The organism is Pseudomonas sp. (assembly GCF_030690725.1).
In the GTDB taxonomy this organism is placed as follows: Bacteria; Pseudomonadota; Gammaproteobacteria; order Pseudomonadales; family Pseudomonadaceae; genus Aquipseudomonas.
This window is the reverse complement of the sequence record NZ_JAUYGD010000068.1, coordinates 1-20,770: the sequence shown is the minus strand read 5'-3', so window position 1 is coordinate 20,770 and position 20,770 is coordinate 1. Positions and strand designations below refer to the sequence as shown.

General features: G+C 61.8%; 24 protein-coding genes. 14 read left to right on the top strand and 10 right to left on the bottom strand.

The features are described 5' to 3' along the window. Positions 1-79 precede the first annotated feature (79 nt). From Q8O69_RS17510 to Q8O69_RS17485, 6 genes are all read left to right on the top strand, one after another. Positions 80-424 carry a YciI family protein gene (locus Q8O69_RS17510; RefSeq protein WP_160013537.1) on the top strand — a complete coding sequence of 115 codons (345 nt, stop codon included), beginning with the start codon at positions 80-82 and terminating at the stop codon, positions 422-424. Positions 425-472: 48 nt separating this feature from the next. Continuing rightward, on the top strand, positions 473-1,258 hold the full coding sequence (locus tag Q8O69_RS17505; protein WP_305593496.1) for a DUF899 domain-containing protein: 786 nt from the start codon (positions 473-475) through the stop codon (positions 1,256-1,258). A 17-nt stretch (positions 1,259-1,275) separates the two neighbouring features. Next, positions 1,276-1,704, top strand: a complete 429-nt coding sequence (locus Q8O69_RS17500; RefSeq protein ID WP_305593495.1) for a nuclear transport factor 2 family protein — start codon at positions 1,276-1,278, stop codon at positions 1,702-1,704. A 172-nt stretch (positions 1,705-1,876) separates the two neighbouring features. Then, positions 1,877-2,293 carry an HPF/RaiA family ribosome-associated protein gene (locus tag Q8O69_RS17495; protein ID WP_305593494.1) on the top strand — a complete coding sequence of 139 codons (417 nt, stop codon included), beginning with the start codon at positions 1,877-1,879 and terminating at the stop codon, positions 2,291-2,293. A 254-nt stretch (positions 2,294-2,547) separates the two neighbouring features. Then, a complete protein-coding gene (locus Q8O69_RS17490) occupies positions 2,548-3,021 on the top strand; it encodes a hypothetical protein (protein WP_305593493.1) in 474 nt (157 codons plus the stop codon). Between the two features lie 318 nt (positions 3,022-3,339). Further along, complete coding sequence (locus Q8O69_RS17485; protein WP_305593492.1) at positions 3,340-4,191, top strand: CAP domain-containing protein; 852 nt, start codon at positions 3,340-3,342, stop codon at positions 4,189-4,191. 19 nt (positions 4,192-4,210) lie between these two features. On the opposite strand, the gene Q8O69_RS17480 is transcribed toward Q8O69_RS17485, so the two are convergent. From Q8O69_RS17480 to Q8O69_RS17465, 4 genes are all read right to left on the bottom strand, one after another. Further along, entirely contained in the window at positions 4,211-7,000 is a 2,790-nt protein-coding gene (locus Q8O69_RS17480; RefSeq protein WP_305593491.1) for an HAD family hydrolase, read from the bottom strand. 66 nt (positions 7,001-7,066) lie between these two features. Further along, positions 7,067-7,366 carry a hypothetical protein gene (locus Q8O69_RS17475; RefSeq protein WP_305593490.1) on the bottom strand — a complete coding sequence of 100 codons (300 nt, stop codon included), beginning with the start codon at positions 7,364-7,366 and terminating at the stop codon, positions 7,067-7,069. A gap of 75 nt (positions 7,367-7,441) precedes the next feature. Beyond that, positions 7,442-9,562, bottom strand: coding sequence for a hypothetical protein (locus Q8O69_RS17470; RefSeq protein WP_305593489.1), 2,121 nt, complete (start codon positions 9,560-9,562; stop codon positions 7,442-7,444). Between the two features lie 254 nt (positions 9,563-9,816). Then, positions 9,817-10,242 carry a helix-turn-helix domain-containing protein gene (locus tag Q8O69_RS17465; protein ID WP_305593488.1) on the bottom strand — a complete coding sequence of 142 codons (426 nt, stop codon included), beginning with the start codon at positions 10,240-10,242 and terminating at the stop codon, positions 9,817-9,819. Between the two features lie 72 nt (positions 10,243-10,314). On the opposite strand from Q8O69_RS17465, the gene Q8O69_RS17460 reads away from it, so the two are divergent. Then, a complete protein-coding gene (locus Q8O69_RS17460) occupies positions 10,315-10,824 on the top strand; it encodes a DUF2938 domain-containing protein (protein WP_305593487.1) in 510 nt (169 codons plus the stop codon). A 10-nt stretch (positions 10,825-10,834) separates the two neighbouring features. Here Q8O69_RS17460 and Q8O69_RS17455 read toward each other — a convergent pair whose 3' ends face one another. Next, entirely contained in the window at positions 10,835-11,416 is a 582-nt protein-coding gene (locus Q8O69_RS17455; RefSeq protein ID WP_305593486.1) for an NAD(P)H-dependent oxidoreductase, read from the bottom strand. Positions 11,417-11,569: 153 nt separating this feature from the next. Between Q8O69_RS17455 and Q8O69_RS17450 the strand changes: the two genes are divergently transcribed. Continuing rightward, the gene (locus Q8O69_RS17450) at positions 11,570-11,875 is read left to right on the top strand and encodes a putative quinol monooxygenase (RefSeq protein ID WP_305593485.1); all 306 of its coding nucleotides are present in this window, start codon (positions 11,570-11,572) and stop codon (positions 11,873-11,875) included. A gap of 49 nt (positions 11,876-11,924) precedes the next feature. Here Q8O69_RS17450 and eco read toward each other — a convergent pair whose 3' ends face one another. The 4 genes from eco to Q8O69_RS17430 all read right to left on the bottom strand — a co-directional run bounded on the left by eco (position 11,925) and on the right by Q8O69_RS17430 (position 15,075). Beyond that, entirely contained in the window at positions 11,925-12,401 is a 477-nt protein-coding gene (eco, locus tag Q8O69_RS17445) for a serine protease inhibitor ecotin (protein WP_305593484.1), read from the bottom strand. A 54-nt stretch (positions 12,402-12,455) separates the two neighbouring features. Next, positions 12,456-13,805 (bottom strand): diguanylate cyclase domain-containing protein, encoded by a 1,350-nt coding sequence (locus tag Q8O69_RS17440; protein WP_305593483.1) that lies wholly within the window; start codon positions 13,803-13,805, stop codon positions 12,456-12,458. Positions 13,806-13,899: 94 nt separating this feature from the next. Further along, a complete protein-coding gene (locus Q8O69_RS17435) occupies positions 13,900-14,325 on the bottom strand; it encodes an NUDIX domain-containing protein (protein ID WP_305593482.1) in 426 nt (141 codons plus the stop codon). A gap of 63 nt (positions 14,326-14,388) precedes the next feature. Continuing rightward, positions 14,389-15,075, bottom strand: coding sequence for a GNAT family N-acetyltransferase (locus Q8O69_RS17430; protein WP_305593481.1), 687 nt, complete (start codon positions 15,073-15,075; stop codon positions 14,389-14,391). 186 nt (positions 15,076-15,261) lie between these two features. Between Q8O69_RS17430 and Q8O69_RS17425 the strand changes: the two genes are divergently transcribed. Beyond that, the gene (locus Q8O69_RS17425; RefSeq protein WP_305593480.1) at positions 15,262-16,008 is read left to right on the top strand and encodes a class I SAM-dependent methyltransferase; all 747 of its coding nucleotides are present in this window, start codon (positions 15,262-15,264) and stop codon (positions 16,006-16,008) included. A gap of 173 nt (positions 16,009-16,181) precedes the next feature. Next, positions 16,182-16,406 (top strand): osmotically-inducible lipoprotein B, encoded by a 225-nt coding sequence (locus Q8O69_RS17420; RefSeq protein ID WP_305593479.1) that lies wholly within the window; start codon positions 16,182-16,184, stop codon positions 16,404-16,406. A 140-nt stretch (positions 16,407-16,546) separates the two neighbouring features. Here Q8O69_RS17420 and Q8O69_RS17415 read toward each other — a convergent pair whose 3' ends face one another. Next, the gene (locus Q8O69_RS17415) at positions 16,547-17,248 is read right to left on the bottom strand and encodes an FMN-dependent NADH-azoreductase (protein ID WP_305593478.1); all 702 of its coding nucleotides are present in this window, start codon (positions 17,246-17,248) and stop codon (positions 16,547-16,549) included. A 118-nt stretch (positions 17,249-17,366) separates the two neighbouring features. Here Q8O69_RS17415 and Q8O69_RS17410 point away from each other — a divergent pair, with 118 nt between their 5' ends. The 4 genes from Q8O69_RS17410 (at position 17,367) to Q8O69_RS17395 (ending at position 20,007) form a co-directional block, all read left to right on the top strand. Then, positions 17,367-18,266: a LysR substrate-binding domain-containing protein gene (locus Q8O69_RS17410; protein ID WP_305593477.1), complete on the top strand. Its 900-nt coding sequence runs from the start codon at positions 17,367-17,369 to the stop codon at positions 18,264-18,266. Between the two features lie 91 nt (positions 18,267-18,357). Continuing rightward, entirely contained in the window at positions 18,358-18,954 is a 597-nt protein-coding gene (locus Q8O69_RS17405) for a nucleotidyltransferase domain-containing protein (protein ID WP_305593476.1), read from the top strand. Next, positions 18,951-19,379 carry a DNA-binding protein gene (locus Q8O69_RS17400; RefSeq protein WP_305593475.1) on the top strand — a complete coding sequence of 143 codons (429 nt, stop codon included), beginning with the start codon at positions 18,951-18,953 and terminating at the stop codon, positions 19,377-19,379. The genes Q8O69_RS17405 and Q8O69_RS17400 overlap by 4 nt, the downstream gene beginning before the upstream one ends. A gap of 328 nt (positions 19,380-19,707) precedes the next feature. After that, the gene (locus Q8O69_RS17395) at positions 19,708-20,007 is read left to right on the top strand and encodes a putative quinol monooxygenase (RefSeq protein WP_305593612.1); all 300 of its coding nucleotides are present in this window, start codon (positions 19,708-19,710) and stop codon (positions 20,005-20,007) included. Positions 20,008-20,770: the final 763 nt, after the last annotated feature.

Here is a 20,770-nt window from a genome sequence, read left to right as displayed (position 1 = left end):
AATATTTTGGGAGGCGTTGTCGATTCAGCGCCGCGTCATTCGATTAGTCAGTAACCGCGCCACAACACCGGAGAACGCCATGAAATACCTGTGCCTGGTCTACAGCAACGAGCATGAGCTGCATAACTCGCCCGACAGCCCGCGTGACGAGGAGTGTTTTGCCTACGCCGAGTCGGTAGCAGAAAGCGGCCGCATGCTCGCCGCCGAGGCGCTGGAGTCGGTGCAGACCGCCACCACCGTGCGTATGCGCGGCGGCAAGCTGTCGATCATCGACGGGCCGTTTGCCGAGACCAAGGAACAGTTGGCGGGTTTCTATCTGGTGGAAGCCCGCGACCTTAACGAAGCTATTCAACTGGCCGGGCATATTCCGGCGGCGCGCGTCGGTTGTGTGGAAGTCCGCCCGGTGCGCGAGCTACAGGTCTAGAGCGCACGCTGCCCGCGTTGCTCAATCAACGGAAAAGGAGCACTGCATATGAGTCGTCCTGAATACCCCAAGATTGCCAGCCGTGAGCAGTGGCTGCTTGCCCGCAAGGCCTTGCTGGCCAATGAAAAGGCGCTGACCCAGCAACGCGATGCGCTGAACGCCGAGCGCCGCCAACTGCCAATGGTCAAGGTCGAAGCCGATTACCGTTTTCAGGGGCCAGAGGGTGAACTGAGCCTGGCCGATCTGTTCGCCGGGCGCAGCCAGCTGATCATCTACCACTTCATGTATCACATGGACCGCGGCGAGGGCTGCGACGGTTGTTCCTGTGTGGTCGACAATATCGGCCATCAGGCCCACCTGCATGCCCGCGACACGACCCTGGTGCTGGTTTCCCGCGCGCCACTGGCCGATCTGCAGGCGTTTCAGCGGCGCATGGGCTGGACCGTACCCTGGTATTCCTCGCTGGGCAGCGCGTTCAACTACGACTACCACGCCACCACCGACGAGCAGGTCGCTCCGGTCGAGTACAACTACCGTGACAAGGCCGAACTAGAGCGTCTGGGCCTGAATTACCACGTGCAGGGCGAGCAGCCCGGCGTCAGCGTATTTCTGCGCGACGGTGCGCAGGTCTATCACTGCTATTCCAGTTACGGCCGTGGTCTGGAGATGCTGATGAGCAGCTTTCACTACCTCGACCTCACGCCCTTCGGCCGTGGTGAGGGTTGGGATGGCATGCCCGATCTGGAGGGCAAGGGCATGCACTGGACCCGCCTGCACGACGAATACCAGCAACCGGCAGCGGCGCATGCCTGCTGCGCCTCGACCCAGAAATAAGCACAAGGAGCACGACCATGAGCAACGCCCAAGCGCAGATTCAACAGCAACTGGACTCCTGGTCCGCCGCCTGCCGCAGCAAGGATGTCAGCAGCATCATGAGCCACTACGCCGAGGATGTAGTGGCTTACGACGCCATCGGCCCTCTCCGGTTTCAGGGCCGCGCGGCCTATCAGGCGCATTGGCAGGCCTGCATGGAAATGTGTCCCGGCCCGGGCTTGTTCGAGATCCATCAGCCGAGCTTTCTGCTCAGTGGCGACCTGGCCGTGGCGCATTACCTATTCCACTGCGGTGGCACCGATGACAAGGGCGAAATGCACAGCAGCTGGATGCGCGTAAGCCAGTGTTTCCGCCTGCAGGGCGGGCAATGGTTGATCGCCCATGAGCATTTCTCCATGCCGTGCGACATGGAAAGCGGAAAAGTTTTGTTTGATTTGCAGCCATAGTCTTGTAACTCACGGGGCATAAGGCTTGTAGCGAATTGCCGGAGGGTGCATTGCAGATTTGTGGCTACGACCAACGTCTTAGGGCTTGCCTAAAGGGGGGCTTAGTGGCGTAGGCTGGAGTTGTCGCCTTGCTTGGCGACGCTTTCGCGAACAGTTGAAGAAGGAAAGCTTTATGCAAATCCAAGTTCACAGCGATAACCACATCGAAGGCAGTGCTCGTCTGGTTGAGTGGGTGAGTGCCAGTGTTGCCAGCAAGCTGGAGCGCTTCGATGACGAGTTGACCCGCATCGTTGTCCATCTGCATGACGACAACGGCGCCAAAGCCGGCGCGCACGACAAACGCTGCCAGATCGAAGCACGGCCAAAGGGCCTGCAACCTATTTCCGTCACCCACAAGGCCGAGTCACTGGAACAGGCCATCGACGGCTCCATCGAAAAACTGCACCACGCCCTTGAGCATCAATTCGGCAAACTGCGCAGCAAGCGCGTCACGCCACTGCACGCCGATGAGGCGAGCGATATTCCCGGTCAGGACGCACTGTTGGAAGAGGACTTCCTCGCCGAGGAGCAGCTGCGCGCCGTCAACTAAACGCCACGGGCAGCCGGCCAGGCTGGCTGACCATCTACCCACTACACGCGCCCCCGCAGCTTTCTGCGGGGGCGCTGTCGTTTTCAGGCCTAGGTTGCGCGCGGCTTGTCAGCGGCAACGGCCTGCCTAAAGCGGCAAAGTGATTCCCCTTGGGCGAAAGATGAATGGGCAGAAAAGCCCGTTTTACTGGCTTGCAGAGGGTTGGCCCATATTCTGCAGAAATGCCTGCCAGCTGACCTAAGCAGGGATTCGCCATGACCAGTATCTCCAACAACTCGCCGCTGGCGAGCTACTTCGCCAACACCGCCAAACCCAGCACGGCCGGGGCTGCTGGCAGTGGCAGCAGTACGGATAAACCGAACACCAGCGCGCCAGACCCGCTTGCGGAAATCCGCCGCTTTGCCAGCGGCATGGTGGCCAACAGCCGCGGCGGCCTGCTGCGCGCGATGAACGCCGAGAGCAGCGGTGCCAGCAACGCGATTGCCAGTGATCGCTTTCGCCCGGCGGCTGAGCCGGAGAGCGATACCTCGAAAATTGCCCTGCCGGATGTTGCCGAACTGGACCGTGAAGACGCTGCCAAGCTGCTGGCGCAGATCAACAAACTGGTCGACGCCGGCCTGGACAAGACCGACAGCTTTGTCGGCTACAACGGCGACCAGCAGACCGACTCGCTGACCACCTACCGCGACTGGTTGCAGGCCAGGGGCGGCGTCAGCATCTACGTTTAAGAAGCCGTCTCGGATCTGCTGCGCGTCGGCCCTGCTGCGTTAAGAACAGACTCGGCAAGCCGCTTGCGGCTAACGCGCTTCAGCGCGGCCCGAAGGGCGAGTGAAACGAGTACTGCTCATTTACACCAGTAAACTCCGCTTCCTTGCCTGTTCTTGCCTTGCATGGCTCTAGCTCGCGAGACCCGAAACAGCTTCTGAGTCTTTTTCATCGCTGATCCGGCCTACGCATTGGGCTGGTTTCAGCGCGCGAGGTGCGCCAAGATCACCCGACCACAGTTATGAGCACGCCGCATGGGTATGCTCAGGTCGAGGGGTTTTATGGCTAGCAAGGAATTTATTCGGGCGTTCGCCGCTTTGGGGTTGGCGCTGGTGTGCGCTGCAGGTGCGCAGGCCGCCGAGGATGCGCAACTGGTCGGCTTGATCAACAGCTACCGCAGCGAAGTGCAGCGCTGTGGCGATCAGGCTTCCGCCGAGCTGCCGCCGCTGACGGCCGATCCGCGTCTGGTGCAGCCGGTGGGTCGCTCGGGGGATTTGCAGCAAGCGATGAGTGCGGCGGGCTATCCGATGGTCAACGTGCAGGCAATCAGCCTGTCCGGCCCGCGTGATGCAGCGGCGGCGCTGAAAGTGCTGCAGGAGAGCTTCTGCAAGATTGTGCTCGATCCGCAGTTTGTCGATATCGGCGTCAAGCAGCAGGACCGTGAGTGGCGCATTCTGCTGGCCCGACCGCTACTGGCGGCGCGCCTGGGCGACTGGCAGGCGGAAGGGCAGAAACTGCTTGAACAACTCAATACTGCGCGCAGCACGGCTCGCCAGTGCGGCAGCCAAGCCTTTGCCGTCGCAGCGCCGCTGACTTGGAATGCCACACTGGGCAGCACCGCCGAAGCCCACAGCCGGGCCATGGCCAACGGCAACTTCTTCGATCACCAGGACCCTGACGGCCGCACCCCCGGCGACCGGGCGGAACTGGCCGGCTACAGCGGCCAGCGTGTCGGTGAAAATATCGCCGCCGGCTTGGATAGCGCCAGCAAAGTGCTCGCCGGCTGGCTGGCCAGCCCCGGCCACTGCGCCAACCTGATGAACCCGCAATTCAGCGAACTGGGCGCCGCCTACGCCAACGATCCCAAGAGCGACGCGGGGATTTACTGGACGGCTTTGTTTGGCGCGCCGTAACCCGTGGTGGTAGCGCTGCTCAGCGCACATTGATGCGCAGCGCCACCCCGCCGACTATCTTGCCGTTCTCTCGCTGCACCAAATCCAGGGTAAAGCTGCTGCCGCGCTTGGCGTCTGCCGGCACCATGACGCGCAGTCCCAACCGTTGCGACTCCAGTGGGCGTAGCACGACTGGCAGCTGCGCCTGTTTACCCTTGGCAAACTTCAGCTCCAGTGCGGCGGGAAAGGTCTCGGCGAGTCGCTCCGGGGTCTTACTGGTCAATAGCTGATCGGTGCTTGGCATTGCCGCGCAGGCGTGGCTGGCGCAATCCAGTGGCTCATCTGCCATAGGTTTTGCTCTGGCTGTCGAAGTGTCTGCCAGCTCCGGCAAGCGCAGGGCACTGGCCTTGAGCGTGGGCGCCAGCGCGCGTTTATCCAGCAGCAGGCTGGCTTGCAGTGTTTCCAGCCCCTCGGGGCGCAGCAGTTCGAATAGCACGCTGCGCGTCTGCCGGGCGCGCAGACTGGTGGCCATAAAGGGCAACACTATCCACAGATTGGGGGCCAGATCGATCACGCTGAGGTTCTTCTGCGCCAGGTTGTTCTGCTGCCACACATGGCGTCCGGCCTGCGGATGATCGAAACGGCTGAACAGCGCAGCCAGCAGGCAAGGGTGGCTGCCCACTGGCGGTATTGCATTGCGCGGCAGGCGCGCCTTGACGATGCGCGTCTCGCCGGGGCCTAGGTCGAAATCCGCTGCTGCGGTAACCGCCGGGAGGAAGTCGGCTGGGTAGACAAACTGGCTACCGGCGTACTGCTTGATATTGAAACTGACCACCAGATACCGTGCGCTGGCCGTGGCGCTCCGGTTGCGCACGCGGGCGTGAATCCAGTTGTCCTGGCCGAACTCAAGGTTCTGATGTTCCAGGCCATCGTCGTCGCGGTTACGAATCCACAGATCCGGTGAATCCCAGAAACGTCCGCCCCAGTTGTTGGCGCCGGGATCGGCGGCATCGTCGCGCAGCCAGACATCCGGCAGCGGCGCCGGATCGGGTAGGCCGTAGACGAAGCGGTGGAAGGCATCCACGCAGGTTGGGTTGCCACCACGGGCCAGTAGAAAGCACTCCAGCTCTTCGGTTTTTACCGGTTGCGGGTAACGCGCCAGATAGAAACTGCGCATCAGATCGCCCAGCGGCGCGGCACCGAGCAAGCCAGCCATGCCTTTCCAGAAACGTTCGCCAGCTCCGTAGGAGGAACCGTGGGTAACCCGCACCCACGGGTTGCGCGGGCACAACGCTAATGCCGCTTCGGCGAAGTTGAAGGGCTGCACACCCGCCGCGCCGTTGTCGTGGTAGGTCGTCCAGGCTTCGTCGAACCAGGCGTCGGCCTGGCTTGCCGGCTTCAGCCCGCGCGCCCACCAGCTGTGAAAGGTTTCGTGGCGCAGTGGGCCGGTGCTGGTAGTGGTGCCGCCGTCGTATTCCATGCCGCCCTGGTGGATAAAGGCGGTAAAGCGGTTGCCGTGGATATAGCGTCCGGAGCTGTTTTCGTTGTCAGCGAGGAAGCCGGCGATGGCGTTGGCCTGGTTAAGCAGATTGGCGGCGTTGCTGGTGAGTTTCCAGGTGGTGATCGCGACATTGCTGCCGGATACCGGCAGCACGGTATTCACCGTGGTGCTTTGTAGGCTGTCGCTGGCGCGTAGCTCCAGCAGTGGCGACAGGGCGCTGAAACGCGCGGGAAAGTCGATGCGCCAGTGATTGGCGCCCAGCACGTTGAGGGTGCCATTGCTGATCGGTGTATGCGCCACGGCGGTGCCTGTCAGGCGCAGTTGTAGGCTTAGCTCGAACTGATCGTGAATCAGGTTGGCCGGCACAAAGGCTTCCAGATAACGCCCTGCGCCCAGGTCAGTAAAACCGAAGTTGAATGCCAGTCGCGGGCCCGCGCTCCAGACGATCTGCGGTAGGTAGGAGCCGGCCATGGAGGCCTGCGGCACGCCGACCGCATAGGTCAGGCGCAGGCTGTGGCTGCTGCCTGCATCCAGCACCCGGTTGAGCACGCGCAGATTGGCATTGGCGCCACCGCCGAAGTCATGGCTGGCAACATCGGCTGGCGCAACCACCACGCTATCCAGCCACACACCGGTGACGCTTTGGCGCAGGTCGAAGATCGGGCAGCCAGCATGTTTGCCGAGGCGAAACTCCAGGGTGGCGTCGCCGCTGATCTGCTGCGTGGCGGCATCGAACAGCAAGCTGGCGTCGATTCGCACGATATCCATGGGCACCGCCCACAGACCATCGACCAGTTTGGGTGGCGGTGCCAGGGCCAGGCTGCTGTTTGGCGCAGCCAGTGGCGGTAGCTTGGCCAGCAAACCGGCCAGACCGCTGACGCATTCGCCTTCGCTGGCCACGCAGTTGCCGCTGTTGCGCTTGAGAATGGCGCGCCAGCCATAGCTGCGGGCCGCCTGCACATGGGCCAGGTTCTCGGTAATAAAGATCGCCCGTTCACTGGCCGCGCTGTGCTGGGCCTTGCTCAGCGCCAGATCGAAGATCGCTTGTGCGGGTTTGCCGAGGTTGCCCGGCAGTTCGCTGGACAGGGTGATCAGCGCCGGCTCGATATAGCGGGCCAGATGCAGCGCTGTAAGTGTCGCCAGCACGTTGGCCACGCTGGTGCTGGCTGCCTGATCGGACAGCAGGCCGAGGCGATAGCCGCGTGCCTTGAGCACTTGCAGGCAATCCAGGCAGTCGGCATAACGCATCCGTACGCCGCCGGGGCCGGTAAATGTCAGGGTATCGCCCAGGTCGAAGAAGACTATGGTGGGAACAATTGAGCCAGACATGGTGCCTCCTTGGCGATGCGTAAAAGGCTCTTGCTAGGGGCCGTGCCTCTGCACGGCATGCTCCGTTCAGGGCGCGCGGCGATAGCTGAAGCGACAGCCCGCAGGGTCGGTAAAGGTCAGGGTGCCGTCACTGAGGCTGTAGGTGTAAGTGACGACTTCGTCATTGGCGGTAGAAATGGCCAGCTTGCCGGGCCCCTGCAGCGCCCAAGTACCCTGGTCCCACCAGGTGAAGGTGCCGGCGGGTTCGCTGCTGCCGACATACAGGCCATTGCTCTGCAGGTGCAGGTGCGCGGCATAACCGGCGGCGCATTGTTCCTGGCTGTTCTTGTGCCAGTTGCCTGACAGTTGTGCCTCATGCAATTCCATTCTGACTCTCCTTGGTCGCTTGGTTTGGAGTGCGCGGGGCATGGGCCCCGCGCATTCCGTTTTACTGCGTTTGCACTACTTGGCGCTGGTCAGGCGAGTTGGCTTGGCCTTGGCCTTGCCGGCCTTCGGCAAACTGCCGCCCGCGTCGCCGAGCAAGCGTTCGAGCTTGTCATGCTCGCTGCCGCTCATCACCGTGTCGTAATCGAGCAGCGCCGTCGCCGCTTTGGCGTCTGGTTTGCGCTTCATAAAACGACTGGCCAGGCGCTTGGTCTCGATGGCGGCAAAGTGCGGTTTGAGCACCGGAGAGTCCAACGCCGCCTGGATCGCCGCGATGCCGTCAGTCAGGTGATCACCGCCGATGGCCAGCACCAGATGGGCATCCGGGGTGGTGAGCACCTTGTGCGCAGCTTCCGCGTGATTGGCGTCGACGGCAGCGGTGACCATCACACTGGCGCTGTCCGCCAGATGGGCAAGCATGCCATCCACTTCCCAATGCACTTCGACCTGCACCTGGTGGATGCCCGATACACCGAACAACGCACCTTCGGCGCCGCGCATCAGGGTCATCGACTCCTCGATCTGCTCACCAGGGTTAAGCACCTTGAATGGCGAGTCTTCGATGCAGTGGATGATGGTGCGGAAGGTCCGCACGTTGCCCGATGGGTCGGTCACGCTGCCGCTGACGCTCTCGCTTTTCAGGCTCAGGCTTGCCGGCACCAGCAGCGGCTGATCACCATGGTTGCGCAGGGTGACGCCGATCCGCACTGGTGCCCCCAACGGCAGTTCGCCGAGCAGCGGGGTGATCTTCAGATCCAGGCCAAGCACGTCCGCTTCCAGATCCGTCGGCGAGATGCTTGGGGTGGCTGTGGAGGCGCTGCCGAAGGCTACCGAACCTGGACGCACGAAGGGGTCAGGGTAGTGACGCAGTTGCTTGAGGTTATCCGGGTGGAAGGACCACTGGATATTGCTCGGGAACGGCGTGGCAGGCGTACCGGCAGCCGCGATCACATCGCTCGTGCACATAAAGCCGAAGTCCGCCGAGTTGTGGTACAGGCCCATGGCATGCCCCAGCTCATGCACCGCAGTGCGGAAGTAGGGCGCTGCCGCCGTGCCAAAGCGCTGACCGCTGACCGTGCCCCAGCCGGCGGAAATGGTCCAGTGCGAGGCAATCCCCACACCCTCGCGTGGCACGTTGTTGGAGTCGGTGCCGCCGTTGTCGTACATGATTCCGCGTGGAGTGGAGTCGATGTTCTTCACCGCCAGCACGTGATAGCGCCACTCGCTGTCGAGGTTGACCACCGCGCGCCGCGCCAGCATGGCCGCGTGCATTTCTGCATTGGACCAGGAGTTGCCGCTGGGCTCGGCGACATTGGTATCGCTGAGGTGCACTGTGGTTTGCCAACCCACCGCATCCATCAGGCTGGTCCAGGTATGGCCGATGCCGCTGTTGGTTGGTCGTTCGGAACCGCTGACGGTGTCGATCTCCACCGTGCAGCGGCGCAGGTAGGTGGATAGCCAGCCCATGGTCAAGCGTCCGACCACCACATTGGCAGCGTTTTTCACATCGCCTTCGGCATAGTCCGAGGGTGACGGAAAGCCTGCTGGCCCAGTCATCCGTACCATCTGCGCAGTCAGCGTGCTCTCCAGCGCCCAGCTATTGGGCTCTGTGAAGCGATACAGCTGGAAGCCCAGACTGAAGCTGTTGCCCAGGTAGAAGTACTCCGGCAGCGTCGTCACCCGCACGTAGTAGCGGTAGCGCGAGCGCGGCAGAATCGGGATGCCCGACGCCGGGTTGGGGCCCGCCAGCAGGATGGGTCTGGGCGTCAGGCTGACACTGGGTTTGAGAGTGTTTTGCAGCGGTATAGGCGAGGTGATGGGCAGCGGCAGGAAGATCACCGGCCGCTGATAAAGGTCGCCACTGGCCGTGCGGCCTTCGCTGTGCGACTCGACCCGCAGCGTGCCGTCATACGACACCAGCGGTGCACCACTGGGCTTGTAGTTGAGCAGCCAGCAGCCGGCCCGCAAGCTGCGCAACTGCGGGAGGATGATTGGTCCGGGTTGCAGCTGCAGGTTGGGATTGATCGCCAGGTTGGCGTTGCTGATGTTGGCGTTACTAAGGCCGGGGCCATCTTCTGCGCTGGGCGGAAGCAGGTCGGGCATGGGCGGGATTTTCGAACTTTCAGGCAGATGCGACATTGCTGAACACTCCTATTCAACAAGGGGCGCACCCTGCCCGTAAAACTTCTCACTGCTCGAGCTACTGCACTGCTGTGGCACGTCACCCTTGGATTGATATCCATGTGGTTGATCTCATGCACACAGCGCGAAGCACATGAGGAAAATCAGTATGGGACGGCGTTTTTCAATGTGATGTGCCGTCCATCCGGCAAGCTATGCAGTAAGACGAACGGATGCTGGCGTTTGGCTATGGCGCGTGCCTGACGCTCCGCTTATTTGAGCGGCGGGTGAACCCTGGTTCTGGCCGTGGTGCGGGCGGCCAGGCTCATCAGCTGCTGGAATTTTGGACACTCTAGGTGATTTTCCGCCGGGCAGGAGGCCGCGTGGCGCAGGCCGTCGCGGATGGCGCTGAGGCGTTTGATGCTGCGGTCCAGCTCGACGGCCTTGGCTTGCAGCTGCGCGCGGTCAATCGCCGGCTGGTTGCCTGCGGCGAGCATGGTGGCGATTTCATCCAGGGAAAACCCCGCCTCGCGGCCGAGGGCGATCAGCGCCAGGCGTTGGATCACCGATTCGCTGAACACCCGCTTGAGGCCATTACGGCCGATAGAGCGGATCAGGCCTTTCTCTTCGTAATAGCGCAGGGTCGACGCCGGCAAACCGGACCAGCGTGAGACTTTACCGATATCCATCTCTTTCATCCTTGACCTCAAGTTGACTTGAACTGGCAGGCTTATGAAAACAGCCTTTCAGACAAAGCAAAAGAGGTGAATATGAACAGTCAATTGATCCTGCACATGCTGTTGGTGGGCATGGGCGCAACGCTGCTGATGGATGCCTGGGCGCTGGCGCGGCGGCGCTGGTTCGGCATTGCCTCGCTGGACTACGCCCTGGTCGGCCGCTGGCTGGGGCATATGCGCCATGGCCGTTTCCAGCATGCGGCCATCGGCAAGGCGCAACCGGTGCGTGGCGAGCGGCTGCTGGGTTGGTGCAGCCATTACCTGATCGGAGTGGCCTTCGTCGGCCTGTTTGTGGCGCTAGTCGGGCCGCACTGGCTATGCCGGCCAACGCTGTTGCCGGCGTTGCTGCTCGGCATTGTCAGCGTGGCGGCGCCGTTGCTGCTGATGCAGCCGGGGTTCGGCATGGGCCTGGCGGCTTCACGGATGGCCAATCCCTGGCAGGTCAGGTTGCGTGCGTTGGTCACCCATCTGGTGTTCGGCCTGGGTGTGTACCTGGCCGGCTGGCTGGGGGCGCAGCTGTTGGCCTTGCCCCTTTGCCGCTAAAGCCAGTTGCTTAGCCCAGCACCTGCGCCAGATGTTGCTCATAGCGGAGGATGTCGGCCTCGATGGCGGGGCGCTTCATCACGTCGACGCAGAGGAAGGTTGGTAGGGCGCTCATGCCGAGAAACTGGTTGGCCTTGTGGAAGGGCAGGTAGACGGCGTCCACGCCATTACCTTCGAAGAAGTCAGTCGGGTCGTCGAAGGCTTGCTGCGGGGCGTTCCAGGTCAGTGACAGCATGTATTGCTTGCCCTGAATCAGGCCGCCGCTGCCGTATTTTTGCGAGGCGTCCGAGCGGGTGCGGCCGTCACTGGCGTAGAGGCTGCCGTGGCCTTCGGTAAACACCTCGTCGATGTACTTCTTCACCGTCCAGGGCGCGCCCATCCACCAGCCGGGCATCTGATAGATGATCACGTCGGCCCAGAGGAATTTCGCCACCTCTTCGGCGACGTCGTAGCCGCTGTCGATATGGCTGTGTTTGAGGTCAAAACCGGCGCGGTCGAGAAAGGCCAGTGCGGTGTCGTGCAGGGTGGTGTTGTAGCGGCCATCGGAATGGGCGAACTGTTTACCGCCGTTGAGCAGCAGGATCTTCTTCATGGCATGGGCCTCGGTAAATTGATGGCGGCATGCTAGGGCGCGCAGGCGGGTAGCAACAGCCGCTGGCACGCAAATGACATGTGACTAAAAGGCATGAATTGATCAGTTTTAGCTGTTGTAGGGTAAATAAACCCACCCTGCCAGGAGCCTCAGATGGCTGATCACTACGGATTTATCCTGCACGCCCACACCCGGCCGGAAAAGGCCGCCGAGTTTGCGGCGCTGTTCCGCGCCTATGTCGAGCCCAGCCGCGCCGAGGCGGGCTGCATCGCCTACCACATGCTGCGCGATAGCCACGATCCGACGCTGTTTATCTTCTATGAGGTCTGGCAGTCGCAGGAGCATCTGGCCATCCACAGTGCCTTGCCGCATATGCGCGAGTTTTATGCGCGGCGTATGGACTACCTGCGCAGTGATTTCGAGATTCGCCAGATCGAGATGCTTAGCCCGGCGAGCTGAGGGTGGCGAACAGGCCGGCGTTATACGGCCTGTTGATCCCGCAGGCGGCTTATTGCTGCGGCGCGGGGCTGGTGTCGGGCGCAGCGGACCAGATGCGGTAACGCACCTGCACATCGGCCGGGGCGTAGATCACCAGCGGCAGCTTGCTGTTGTAACGCACCAGCAGCGGCTCGCCACCCACCGGGACAAACGCCTGCTTGCGGCTGTTGTCGGGGCAGGCCATCAGGGTGCTCATCGCCGGGCCGACCTGGCCCAGCTCGTAGTAGTTGTAGCTCCAGCCTTCGACGGTTTTCTCCTGCCACTGGCCGCCGAGGCGCTGGGTGTTGCAGTCCACTTCCAGGGTTTTGCCGGCGATCAGCTCGACCTTGTGTTCGGCCTCATCGGCTTGTGCCGGTAGCTCGATCACATGGCGGTTATAGCCGCTGCTGGCCGCCGGGTAAGGCTTGAGCGCCTCGGGCGTGGCGGCGCAAGCTGCCAGGGGCAGGGCGCAGGCGAGAACGAGCAGGGGCAGTTTTGGCGAGGTCATAAAAAGTCCTTGGTGCATGGGCCTTGTGGGCCGTCCGTTGATAGATGTTGCCGATTACTTGATGGGCTTCTCGACCACCACATAACGCTTGCCGCCACTGCGTTTGGCCACGTACATGGCTTCATCCGCGTGGCGCACCAGTTGCAGTTCACTCTGGCCGTGCTCGGGGTGCACTGCGATGCCCAGGCTTGGCGCACTGATCAGGCTGTGGCCTTCCAGCAGGTAGGGCGCGCTGAGGGCGGCAATAATCTTTTCGGCCACCAGGGTGGCATCTTCCTGGCGGCCGATATTGTCGACGATCACCGCGAACTCGTCGCCGCCCAAACGGCCCACCGTATCGGACTCACGCACGCATTGGCGCAGGCGCCGCGCGACTTCCTGCAGCAGCAGGTCGCCGGCGCTGTGGCCGAAGGTGTCGTTGATCTGTTTGAAGTTATCCATATCGAGATACAGCACCGCCAGGCGCAGGCTGTCGCGTTTGGCCCGCTGCAATGCACTGCGTAAGCGATCGAGAAACAGCGTGCGGTTCGACAGCTCGGTTAGTTGGTCGTATTGGGCGAGAAACTCCAGGCGCGACTGCGTGCGCTTGCGCTCTATCGCCGCCGCCACCTGGCTCGACACGAACTGCAGCAGCTCCTGGTCCTGCTCGTTGTAACGCACGCTGGCGCTGTGGTTCTGCAGCGTCAGGGCGCCGATGGTCTGGCTGCCGGAAATCAGCGGTACGCCCAGCCAGTCGAGGGCATGCGTTGCTGTTGCACCATGCTGGGCAAGCCACTGCGGGGCTGTATCAGGGGTTAACAGCAGGGCAGTGCCTGAGCGAATCACTTCGGCGCAGAACGCGTTGGTGACGGCCGGTGCGCCACATGGGTCGACCTGATAGGCAAGGCTGAGCTGGTCACTCGCTGCGTCGTGTAGCGCTACGTAGAAATGCTTGGCCGGCAGTAACTGCGCGATCACCTCATGCACGCGGCCGTAGAGCATGTGCAAGTCGCTAACCGCGTGGGCCGCTTCCGATACCGCATACAGCGCCGCCTGTACCGCCTCGGCCCGTTTGCGCCGGGTGATATCGCGCGCCACACCGACCCGCACCTGCTCGGCCTCAAGCCAATGGGCCGACCACATGATATGCACGATATGGCCGTCTTTATGGATGTAGCGGTTCTCGTGGTCATGCGAGGGCTGGCCCGAGTTGATGCGCTTGACCAGCGCCCGGCTGGCGGCGCGGTCGTCCGGATGCATCAGTTCAAAGGCGGTGCGGCCAATCATTTCGTCGGGCCGATAACCGAAGACCCGTTCGCTGGCCGCGCTGACGGAGAGAAAGCGGCCGTCTTTATCCACTACGCAGACAACGTCCAGTAGCAGATCCAGTAGTTTGTCGTGGGGCAGGTGCGGGTTTGACGTCATGGCCGTGAATATACTGCCCAGTCTGCGCGGTTCGCTAGCGCTATGCTTGCCCCGGATGCGTGAGTCGGTCTAAGGCCGCAATCAGTCATGGCGGTTAATCGGCATTGAGCGGGCGAGTGGGTTGAACCGCCGGCCAGAGCAGCGGCAGCACATGCTCGCGCAGTAGCGGCGCCAGGGTTGCTGGCGGTACGTCACCGGGGGCGAGCCAGCGCAGTTCTTCCAACTCGGCGGCGGCGCTGACATTGTGCGGCAGGCGCGCCTGGAACACGCTGGCGTCGATCCAGGTATCGGCCTCGTTGGCTGCTGCTGCGCGGAACTGGCCGAGTGGCTGCAGGGCGCTGGCTGGCAGGCTGAGGTTAAGCTCTTCGGCCAGCTCGCGGGTCAGCGCGCTGATGGCGTCTTCACCCGGCTCGGCCTTGCCGCCGGGCAGCATAAAGGCCTGGGTGTTGCGTTTGCGCACCAGCAGCAGGCGACCGGTATCGTCGAGCAGGCAGGCGGCGGAAATAGTCAGAATGGTCATTGGCGTTTCGCTTGTATGTGGCGCGCTCAGCGCGGTTTCTCTGTGGCGGCTGTCATGCTGCGCTCAATGCACGATCAACCGTTCGCGTACCAGCGCCTGCGCTTGCTGGGCCATCTGGTCGAGGAGGCGGTCGCGCTGTTTCTCTGCATCACTCATGGCTCGCTTGCCGTGCTGCTTCACCAGGTAGGCGTGAATCTGCCGGACCTCCGTGGATTGGAAGATCGGCGCCAAGTCCTGCACCGCCAGCATGCCGTCCGCGCTGTAGTTGCGGGTGCTCATCAGCACCTGCGGCCCGCGCGCCGCCAGCACCTGAAAACCCATGGTCTCGAAGATGGCGACCTTGCCCGCCACGCAGGCCAGTTCGGCATGCGGGTGGCGGCTGGTCATCTGCTGCAGCATGGCGCCGGCAATCCCATGGCGACGCTGGCTGGCCTGCACGGCCATATAAGCCAGGGTGCAGGACTCGGGGGCATCCTTGGCCGGCAGGTACAGGGCAAAGCCCAGCACCTGGGACGGGTCCTGATCGCTCAGGGCGAGGATCAACCGCGCGCTGCTGTCGATGGCAGTGTCCATGGCCTGCAGATACAGGTGCATCTCGTAGCCAATCACGTACTGGTACAGCTGATACAGCGGGTTGCTCGGCGTCAGCGACAGCGGGCTGATGTCGCTGAGGTAGTCCACCACCATCTGCAGAATCTGGCTTTGCAGCGATTCGGGTGGCGGGCTATCCAGGTGTACAAGGGTGAACATCGTCAGTCTGGCTCCGAGGCGTGCGCGTTGGTGCGGTCGCGAGGGCGGCATTGTAGCGCCCTCGGCTTGGTGTGCTGGCATCGGCGTGCGGGTTGTTGCGTGCGGCGGGCAGACGCTGAACGGCGCAGACCTGGCTTGGGCTATGATGCGCGCCCGCGCAAGCCGCCCGCCCATCATCAGGTCACCATGTCCGTTAATGCCCTCTACACCGACCTGTCTGATTATTACGACCTGATGTGCGCGGATATTGACTACCAGGCGCAAAGCCACTGTATCCACCGGCTGCAGCAGCTGTTCGGCAACGCCGGCAGCCGCCACCTCGACCTGGCCTGCGGGACGGGGCCGCATGTGCGCCATTTTATCGATGCCGGCTACACCAGCAGCGGCCTCGACATTAACCAGCCGATGCTGGACAAGGCCGCCATACGCTGCCCGCAAGCGCACTTTGCCTTGCAGGACATGTGCGGCTTTACCGTGAGTGAGCCGCTGGACCTGATCACCTGCTTTCTCTATTCCATCCATTACAGCGGCGCCATCGAGCGGCTGAAAGCCTGTATCGCTAGCGTGCATGCGGCGCTTGAGGTTGAAGGGCTGTTCTGCTTCAACGTGGTCGACAAGGGCAAAATCGATAACAGCCTGTTTGCCGCGCACAGCGCCCAACACGCTGACGACCACTTCACCTTCAGCTCCGGCTGGCATTACGCCGGCGAGGGCGAGACGCAGGTGCTGCGCCTGCAGATTGAAAAGACCACGGCCGAGCACACTCTTGTGTGGCACGACGAGCACCCGATGGTGGCCGTGGGCTTTGTTGAGCTACAGGCGCTGTTGCAGCCGTACTTTGCGGTGCATGTGTTTGAGCATGACTACCAGAAACTTATCCCGTGGGATGGGCTGTCGGGGAATGCGATTTTTGCCTGCGTAAAGCGTGCTTGAGCGCTCTCGTTGCGCGGCCCTGACTTGCTGAGCAGGGTGTAGCCGTGAGGCGGGCTAAGTTTGCTGGCGCACAGACGCCAGGCAGCAGCGCGCATGACAATGCAGTGTCGTTCACTATGGGGTCGGGCACATCGCCAGAGAATTTCATAAAGCGGCGTATTGGAGTCAATCGCATGAGTATTTCCAAACTGCTGTTTACCGGCATGCTGCTTGCCACCCTGGGCCTGAGTGGTTGTTCGAATATGTCCCATCAGGACAAGACCACCGCTGGCGGCGCAGTGATTGGTGGCGCGGCTGGTCACCTGTTATGCGGCGGCGTGCTGTGCACCGGCGTCGGGGCCGCCGTGGGCGGGGTGATTGGTCACGAAGTTGGCAAGGACGATAAGAAAAAGAAATAACGCGAGCAGCCCGTAGGGTGGATGACGCTTTTTCATCCACCATGGCGGCGGTTGTCCGGGCTACTTGCTGACCATCAAGGTGGACAAGCTTCGCGTTGTCCACCCTACAAAGAAGCTACCGGGGAGTAGGCCGCTGGTGTTCAGGCCGGTTCTGGCATCCGGTTTACCTGCAGCGCCTGCTGCAGCTGCGTCACCAAGGCATCGACCTGGTTCATAGCTTGAGCCACGGACTCGGCCAGCAGTTCACCGCCTACTTCCTGCCCCTCGATGGCAATCTGATGCACCTGGGTGATGCCGATAAAGCCGAGGGCGGTGATCAGGCTGGGTTCCAGATGGTTCATATGCGCCATCGCGCCGCCGGCGCCAAAGCCGACTCCACCTCGCGCCGAGAGGATGACGGCATGCCGGGGGCGGTCGGCGAGCAGCGGCACGTAAGGATCGAGTGGCTTGCTTTCGTCGACCTCCACCGTTCTGCCAGCACGTACGATCTGGTCGATCCACGCCTTGAGCGCGGCCGGCATGCTGAAGTTGTAGAGCGGCGCGCCAATCACCAGCACGTCCGCGGCAATTAATTCATCGACCAGTTGCTCGCTCTCCGTCAGGGTGTCCTGCATCCACGGCTCGCGTTTTTCCTCTGGGGTAAAGGCGGCGGCGATCCAGTCGTGGTCGATGATCGAGGGCGGATTCTGGCCGATGTCGCGGTAGGTGAGGCTGTCTTGCGCGCGGCGGGCCAGCCATTGGCTGACAAAGCGCTGAGTGAGGTTGCGGCTGTGCGAGCCGTGCAGATCCTTGCCGGCGAGGCCGGGGCGGGCGCTGGCGTCCAGGTGCAGGATATGTGGCATGTCGAGTCTCCTTTCGAAGTTGAATTCATCTGTTATTCGCAGCAGACTCAGGCTAAGTTCAGCCGGAACGGGCGACAAACGACGATTATTTTCATGTATGGGTGAGGAGATTTCATCTATGGCGCAGCGCTGGTTACCTTCACTTTCTGCCCTGCGAGCTTTTGAAGCGGCCGCGCGTCACGAAAGCGCCAAGCAGGCCGCCGAAGAACTTTCGGTGACCGCCACGGCGATCAGCCACCAGATTCGCGCCCTGGAAGAGTCGCTCGGGGTCGCGTTGTTTCTGCGCAAGCCGCGCCAACTGGAATTGACCGCCCAAGGCCGCGAGCTGCAACAGGTGCTGGAAAGCGCCTTCGACAACATCAGCGCAACGGCCACACGCCTGAGCGCGCTGCCTTGCCGGCAGGCCATTACCCTCAGCACCACGCCGGCCGTGGCGGTGCGCTGGCTGCTGCCCTGGGTGTGCATGCTGCGCGAAGCCCATCCGAATATTGACCTGCGCATCCACGCCTCGCATGAGCCGGTCACGCTGGATGGCGTCACTGCGGATATCGCCATTCGTTATGGCGACGGCCGCTGGCCGGGGCTGGTGGCGGAGAAGCTGTTAGACAACAGCTTTATCCCGGCCTGCAGCCCACACCTCGGTTTGCATGATGCAGCCGAGCTGCCCAAGCATTCGCTGATTCACTTTCGCAATCAGGCTGCGGTTTCTTCACCCCTTGATTGGGCCCTGTGGCAGAAGAAGGCCCAGGTGCCGGGGCTGGATGTCGGCGCCGGGCTGGTGTTCTCCGACGAGACCCATGCCGTCTCGGCCGCCATCGGCGCGCAGGGCGTGGCGCTGATGAGCCGTCAGCTGATCGAGGATGAACTGCGCGAAGGGCGCCTGGTACAGCCCTTCGGCCCGGAGCTGGAAGGCAAGCCGTTCTTTCTCGTGTACCCGGAAAACCGCAAGCACGACCCGACCATTCAGGCAGTACGCGATTGGGTGATGGCGGTGCCGGGCGGGCTTTGCACGCTGTAGGTTGGGCGGCATAGCCGGCACTCACGGGGCTGGCGTATTGCTGCTTTTTAGGCTTCAATTGCTGCCTTTAAAGCAGCAATTTGGTGTTCTTATGTCGCTAGCCACACTGCTCTTCAGCGAATATCGGCGCAAGGTGCTGACGCTTATGCTCTTGCATGCGGACCGGCAATACCATCAGCGAGAGATCGCCCGGCTTACCGGTACGCTCTCCGGTACGCTGAGTCGCGAGCTGACCAAGATGGTAGAGGCAGGCCTGCTGCTGAAAGTGCCGGTCGGCAACCAAATGCATTACCGCGCCAATCGTGATTGCCCCATTTTTGAAGAGCTTGCCAGCATCCTGCGCAAGACCAGTGGTTTGGCAGATGTATTGGCGGGCGGGTTAGAACCACTCGCAGGACGGATCGAAGTCGCTTTCGTATTCGGTTCTATGGCCAGTGGCAAGGCGAACGCCGCGAGCGATATCGATTTGCTGGTCATCGGCGATGTGGGCTTTAGCGAGCTGGTGACCGAACTCTACCCGCTGCAGGAAATTCTGGGCCGTGAGATCAACCCCAAGGTGTATCCCAAAGCCGAGTGGTTGCAGCTGGTGGCTGAGCAGGGGGCGTTTGTAAGGCAGCTTTTGCAAAGGCCAAAACTGTTTGTGATTGGCACGGAGCATGACTTGATCGAGTCCAAGGAGCGGGAATGACACTGGAAAATTTGCTGGGTCGTTTGCTGGAGCGCATCGAGCCGGATGAGGCAAATGTCGGGCGTCTGCTTGAGGCCGCCAAACGCAGCTTGGCGGACGCCCAGCTGGCCGACATGAGTAGCGAAGGCCGTTTCGAAATGGCCTATAAGTGCATCATGCAATCGGAGAATGCGGCGCTCCAGGCCAATGGCTTCCGGACGCTGACCAGTACGCCGGGCCACCACCAGACCATGATTCAGAGCTTGCCACGTACCATCGGTTTGGATAGCAAGACCATGGTGGTACTCGATGGCCTGCGTAAGCAGCGCAATGTCGCGGACTATTCCGTAGAACCGGTCAGCGCCGCCATGGCTCAAGAGGCTGTGGCTCGGGCGAGCGAATTGCTCGAACAGGTAGAGCAATGGCTGCGAGCACATAAGAACTAATTGGAGTGCCGGGTTGGTTGTTATCCGCCGCTTCCCTGTTGCCTGATCGAATGGCTTCGCTCGCCCTGCGGCTTTTACTCCGCTGCGCTGATTTGTGGCTTAAACCAAGGTAATGGTGATTAAAGGCGCGTCATTTTCAATTCGATGAAGAAAGTGTTAGCGCGTTTTGTCGGTGTTTCTCCGTGGTGGGATCGACCAGGATGATCCCAGTCCACAGCGAGTGACAACGATGAAGCAGCCGATCAAACACTTAGGCTATTGGCTGTGTGCGCTGATGTTCACTGCCGCCGCCGGATGTGCAAGCCAACCACCTGAAAGAGCCAACACCATGAAAAAGCCATTGGTATCCCTTGCCGTACTCAAAGCCAAGCCCGGTAAACAAGAGGCACTTAAAGCGGGCTTGTTGACCCTGATAGAACCGACGCGGGCCGAGCCGGGCAACCTTGATTACGTGTTGTTTGAACGAAGGGATGAGCCCGGCACGTTCTATATGCGTGAAGCGTTCAAGGATCAGGCGGCGCTGGATGCGCATTTTGCGACGCCGTATTTTCAGCGGTTTGCCGCCACGGCTGATGATTTGCTCAGTGAGCCATTGCAGCTGATTTTCTTGGAGCAGGTTTCGGAATGAGCGCGTAGGGTGGATGACGTTTTTCCATCCACCATTGCGGTGGTTGTCCGGGCTACTTGCTGTTTGAATGCGTGGGAGGGGCTTTAGCCGCGAGCTTTGCCGCTTCTTTGGGGCTTTGTATGCGCCGCTTATATGTTGTCTGGTCGAACGGTTCCGCCCTTACGGCGGCTCACTTTTGGCAGACGCCCCAAAAGTAAGCAAAAAGTCTTGCCCCTTGCATCCGGGTCTCGCTGCGCTCGACTTCCCTCTTTCCATCATTGCTCCAGGGCCCGCCGCGAAGGGCCATCCCTGGCCCATCGCGGCTCTCGCGGCATCCATGCCGCTCAACCCCTTACGCAACGATTCCACTCGGCCTTCTGATGGGGCGTTTGGCGTCGTCTGTGAGATTGCTGATGAGTGACAGAAGGCATACCAGCGTTCCGTAGGATGGGTTGAGCTAGGCGATACCCATGCGGTCGATTACACGCTTGATGGGTATCGCTGCGCTCCACCCATCCTACGAATTGGCCGCTACTCCGTAGGGCTTGCCCGCGATGCTTCTGCTGTTGCTCTGCTTTTGCCTTTCGCTCTGCCGTCCACAAATCGCCCAAACAACGCGGTCCCCGAATCCCGTCAGGAGGCCGAGTGGAGGTGCTGTGGAGAGGGGCGTTTGGCATGGATGCCAAACGAGGAACGATGGGCCAGGGATGGCCCACCGTGACGACCCTCGGAGCAGCGCCGGAGCGAGGGAAGTTGAGCGCAGCGAAACCCGGATGCCGGGCGC

What these genes read in the sequence shown, in the direction of transcription:
- Q8O69_RS17510 (WP_160013537.1), top strand. Translation starts at nt 80, where the DNA reads ATGAAATACCTGTGCCTGGTCTACAGCAACGAGCATGAGCTGCATAAC.
- Q8O69_RS17505 (WP_305593496.1), top strand. Translation starts at nt 473, where the DNA reads ATGAGTCGTCCTGAATACCCCAAGATTGCCAGCCGTGAGCAGTGGCTG.
- Q8O69_RS17500 (WP_305593495.1), top strand. Translation starts at nt 1,276, where the DNA reads ATGAGCAACGCCCAAGCGCAGATTCAACAGCAACTGGACTCCTGGTCC.
- Q8O69_RS17495 (WP_305593494.1), top strand. Translation starts at nt 1,877, where the DNA reads ATGCAAATCCAAGTTCACAGCGATAACCACATCGAAGGCAGTGCTCGT.
- Q8O69_RS17490 (WP_305593493.1), top strand. Translation starts at nt 2,548, where the DNA reads ATGACCAGTATCTCCAACAACTCGCCGCTGGCGAGCTACTTCGCCAAC.
- Q8O69_RS17485 (WP_305593492.1), top strand. Translation starts at nt 3,340, where the DNA reads ATGGCTAGCAAGGAATTTATTCGGGCGTTCGCCGCTTTGGGGTTGGCG.
- Q8O69_RS17480 (WP_305593491.1), bottom strand. Translation starts at nt 7,000, where the DNA reads ATGTCTGGCTCAATTGTTCCCACCATAGTCTTCTTCGACCTGGGCGAT.
- Q8O69_RS17475 (WP_305593490.1), bottom strand. Translation starts at nt 7,366, where the DNA reads ATGGAATTGCATGAGGCACAACTGTCAGGCAACTGGCACAAGAACAGC.
- Q8O69_RS17470 (WP_305593489.1), bottom strand. Translation starts at nt 9,562, where the DNA reads ATGTCGCATCTGCCTGAAAGTTCGAAAATCCCGCCCATGCCCGACCTG.
- Q8O69_RS17465 (WP_305593488.1), bottom strand. Translation starts at nt 10,242, where the DNA reads ATGAAAGAGATGGATATCGGTAAAGTCTCACGCTGGTCCGGTTTGCCG.
- Q8O69_RS17460 (WP_305593487.1), top strand. Translation starts at nt 10,315, where the DNA reads ATGAACAGTCAATTGATCCTGCACATGCTGTTGGTGGGCATGGGCGCA.
- Q8O69_RS17455 (WP_305593486.1), bottom strand. Translation starts at nt 11,416, where the DNA reads ATGAAGAAGATCCTGCTGCTCAACGGCGGTAAACAGTTCGCCCATTCC.
- Q8O69_RS17450 (WP_305593485.1), top strand. Translation starts at nt 11,570, where the DNA reads ATGGCTGATCACTACGGATTTATCCTGCACGCCCACACCCGGCCGGAA.
- eco (WP_305593484.1), bottom strand. Translation starts at nt 12,401, where the DNA reads ATGACCTCGCCAAAACTGCCCCTGCTCGTTCTCGCCTGCGCCCTGCCC.
- Q8O69_RS17440 (WP_305593483.1), bottom strand. Translation starts at nt 13,805, where the DNA reads ATGACGTCAAACCCGCACCTGCCCCACGACAAACTACTGGATCTGCTA.
- Q8O69_RS17435 (WP_305593482.1), bottom strand. Translation starts at nt 14,325, where the DNA reads ATGACCATTCTGACTATTTCCGCCGCCTGCCTGCTCGACGATACCGGT.
- Q8O69_RS17430 (WP_305593481.1), bottom strand. Translation starts at nt 15,075, where the DNA reads ATGTTCACCCTTGTACACCTGGATAGCCCGCCACCCGAATCGCTGCAA.
- Q8O69_RS17425 (WP_305593480.1), top strand. Translation starts at nt 15,262, where the DNA reads ATGTCCGTTAATGCCCTCTACACCGACCTGTCTGATTATTACGACCTG.
- Q8O69_RS17420 (WP_305593479.1), top strand. Translation starts at nt 16,182, where the DNA reads ATGAGTATTTCCAAACTGCTGTTTACCGGCATGCTGCTTGCCACCCTG.
- Q8O69_RS17415 (WP_305593478.1), bottom strand. Translation starts at nt 17,248, where the DNA reads ATGCCACATATCCTGCACCTGGACGCCAGCGCCCGCCCCGGCCTCGCC.
- Q8O69_RS17410 (WP_305593477.1), top strand. Translation starts at nt 17,367, where the DNA reads ATGGCGCAGCGCTGGTTACCTTCACTTTCTGCCCTGCGAGCTTTTGAA.
- Q8O69_RS17405 (WP_305593476.1), top strand. Translation starts at nt 18,358, where the DNA reads ATGTCGCTAGCCACACTGCTCTTCAGCGAATATCGGCGCAAGGTGCTG.
- Q8O69_RS17400 (WP_305593475.1), top strand. Translation starts at nt 18,951, where the DNA reads ATGACACTGGAAAATTTGCTGGGTCGTTTGCTGGAGCGCATCGAGCCG.
- Q8O69_RS17395 (WP_305593612.1), top strand. Translation starts at nt 19,708, where the DNA reads ATGAAAAAGCCATTGGTATCCCTTGCCGTACTCAAAGCCAAGCCCGGT.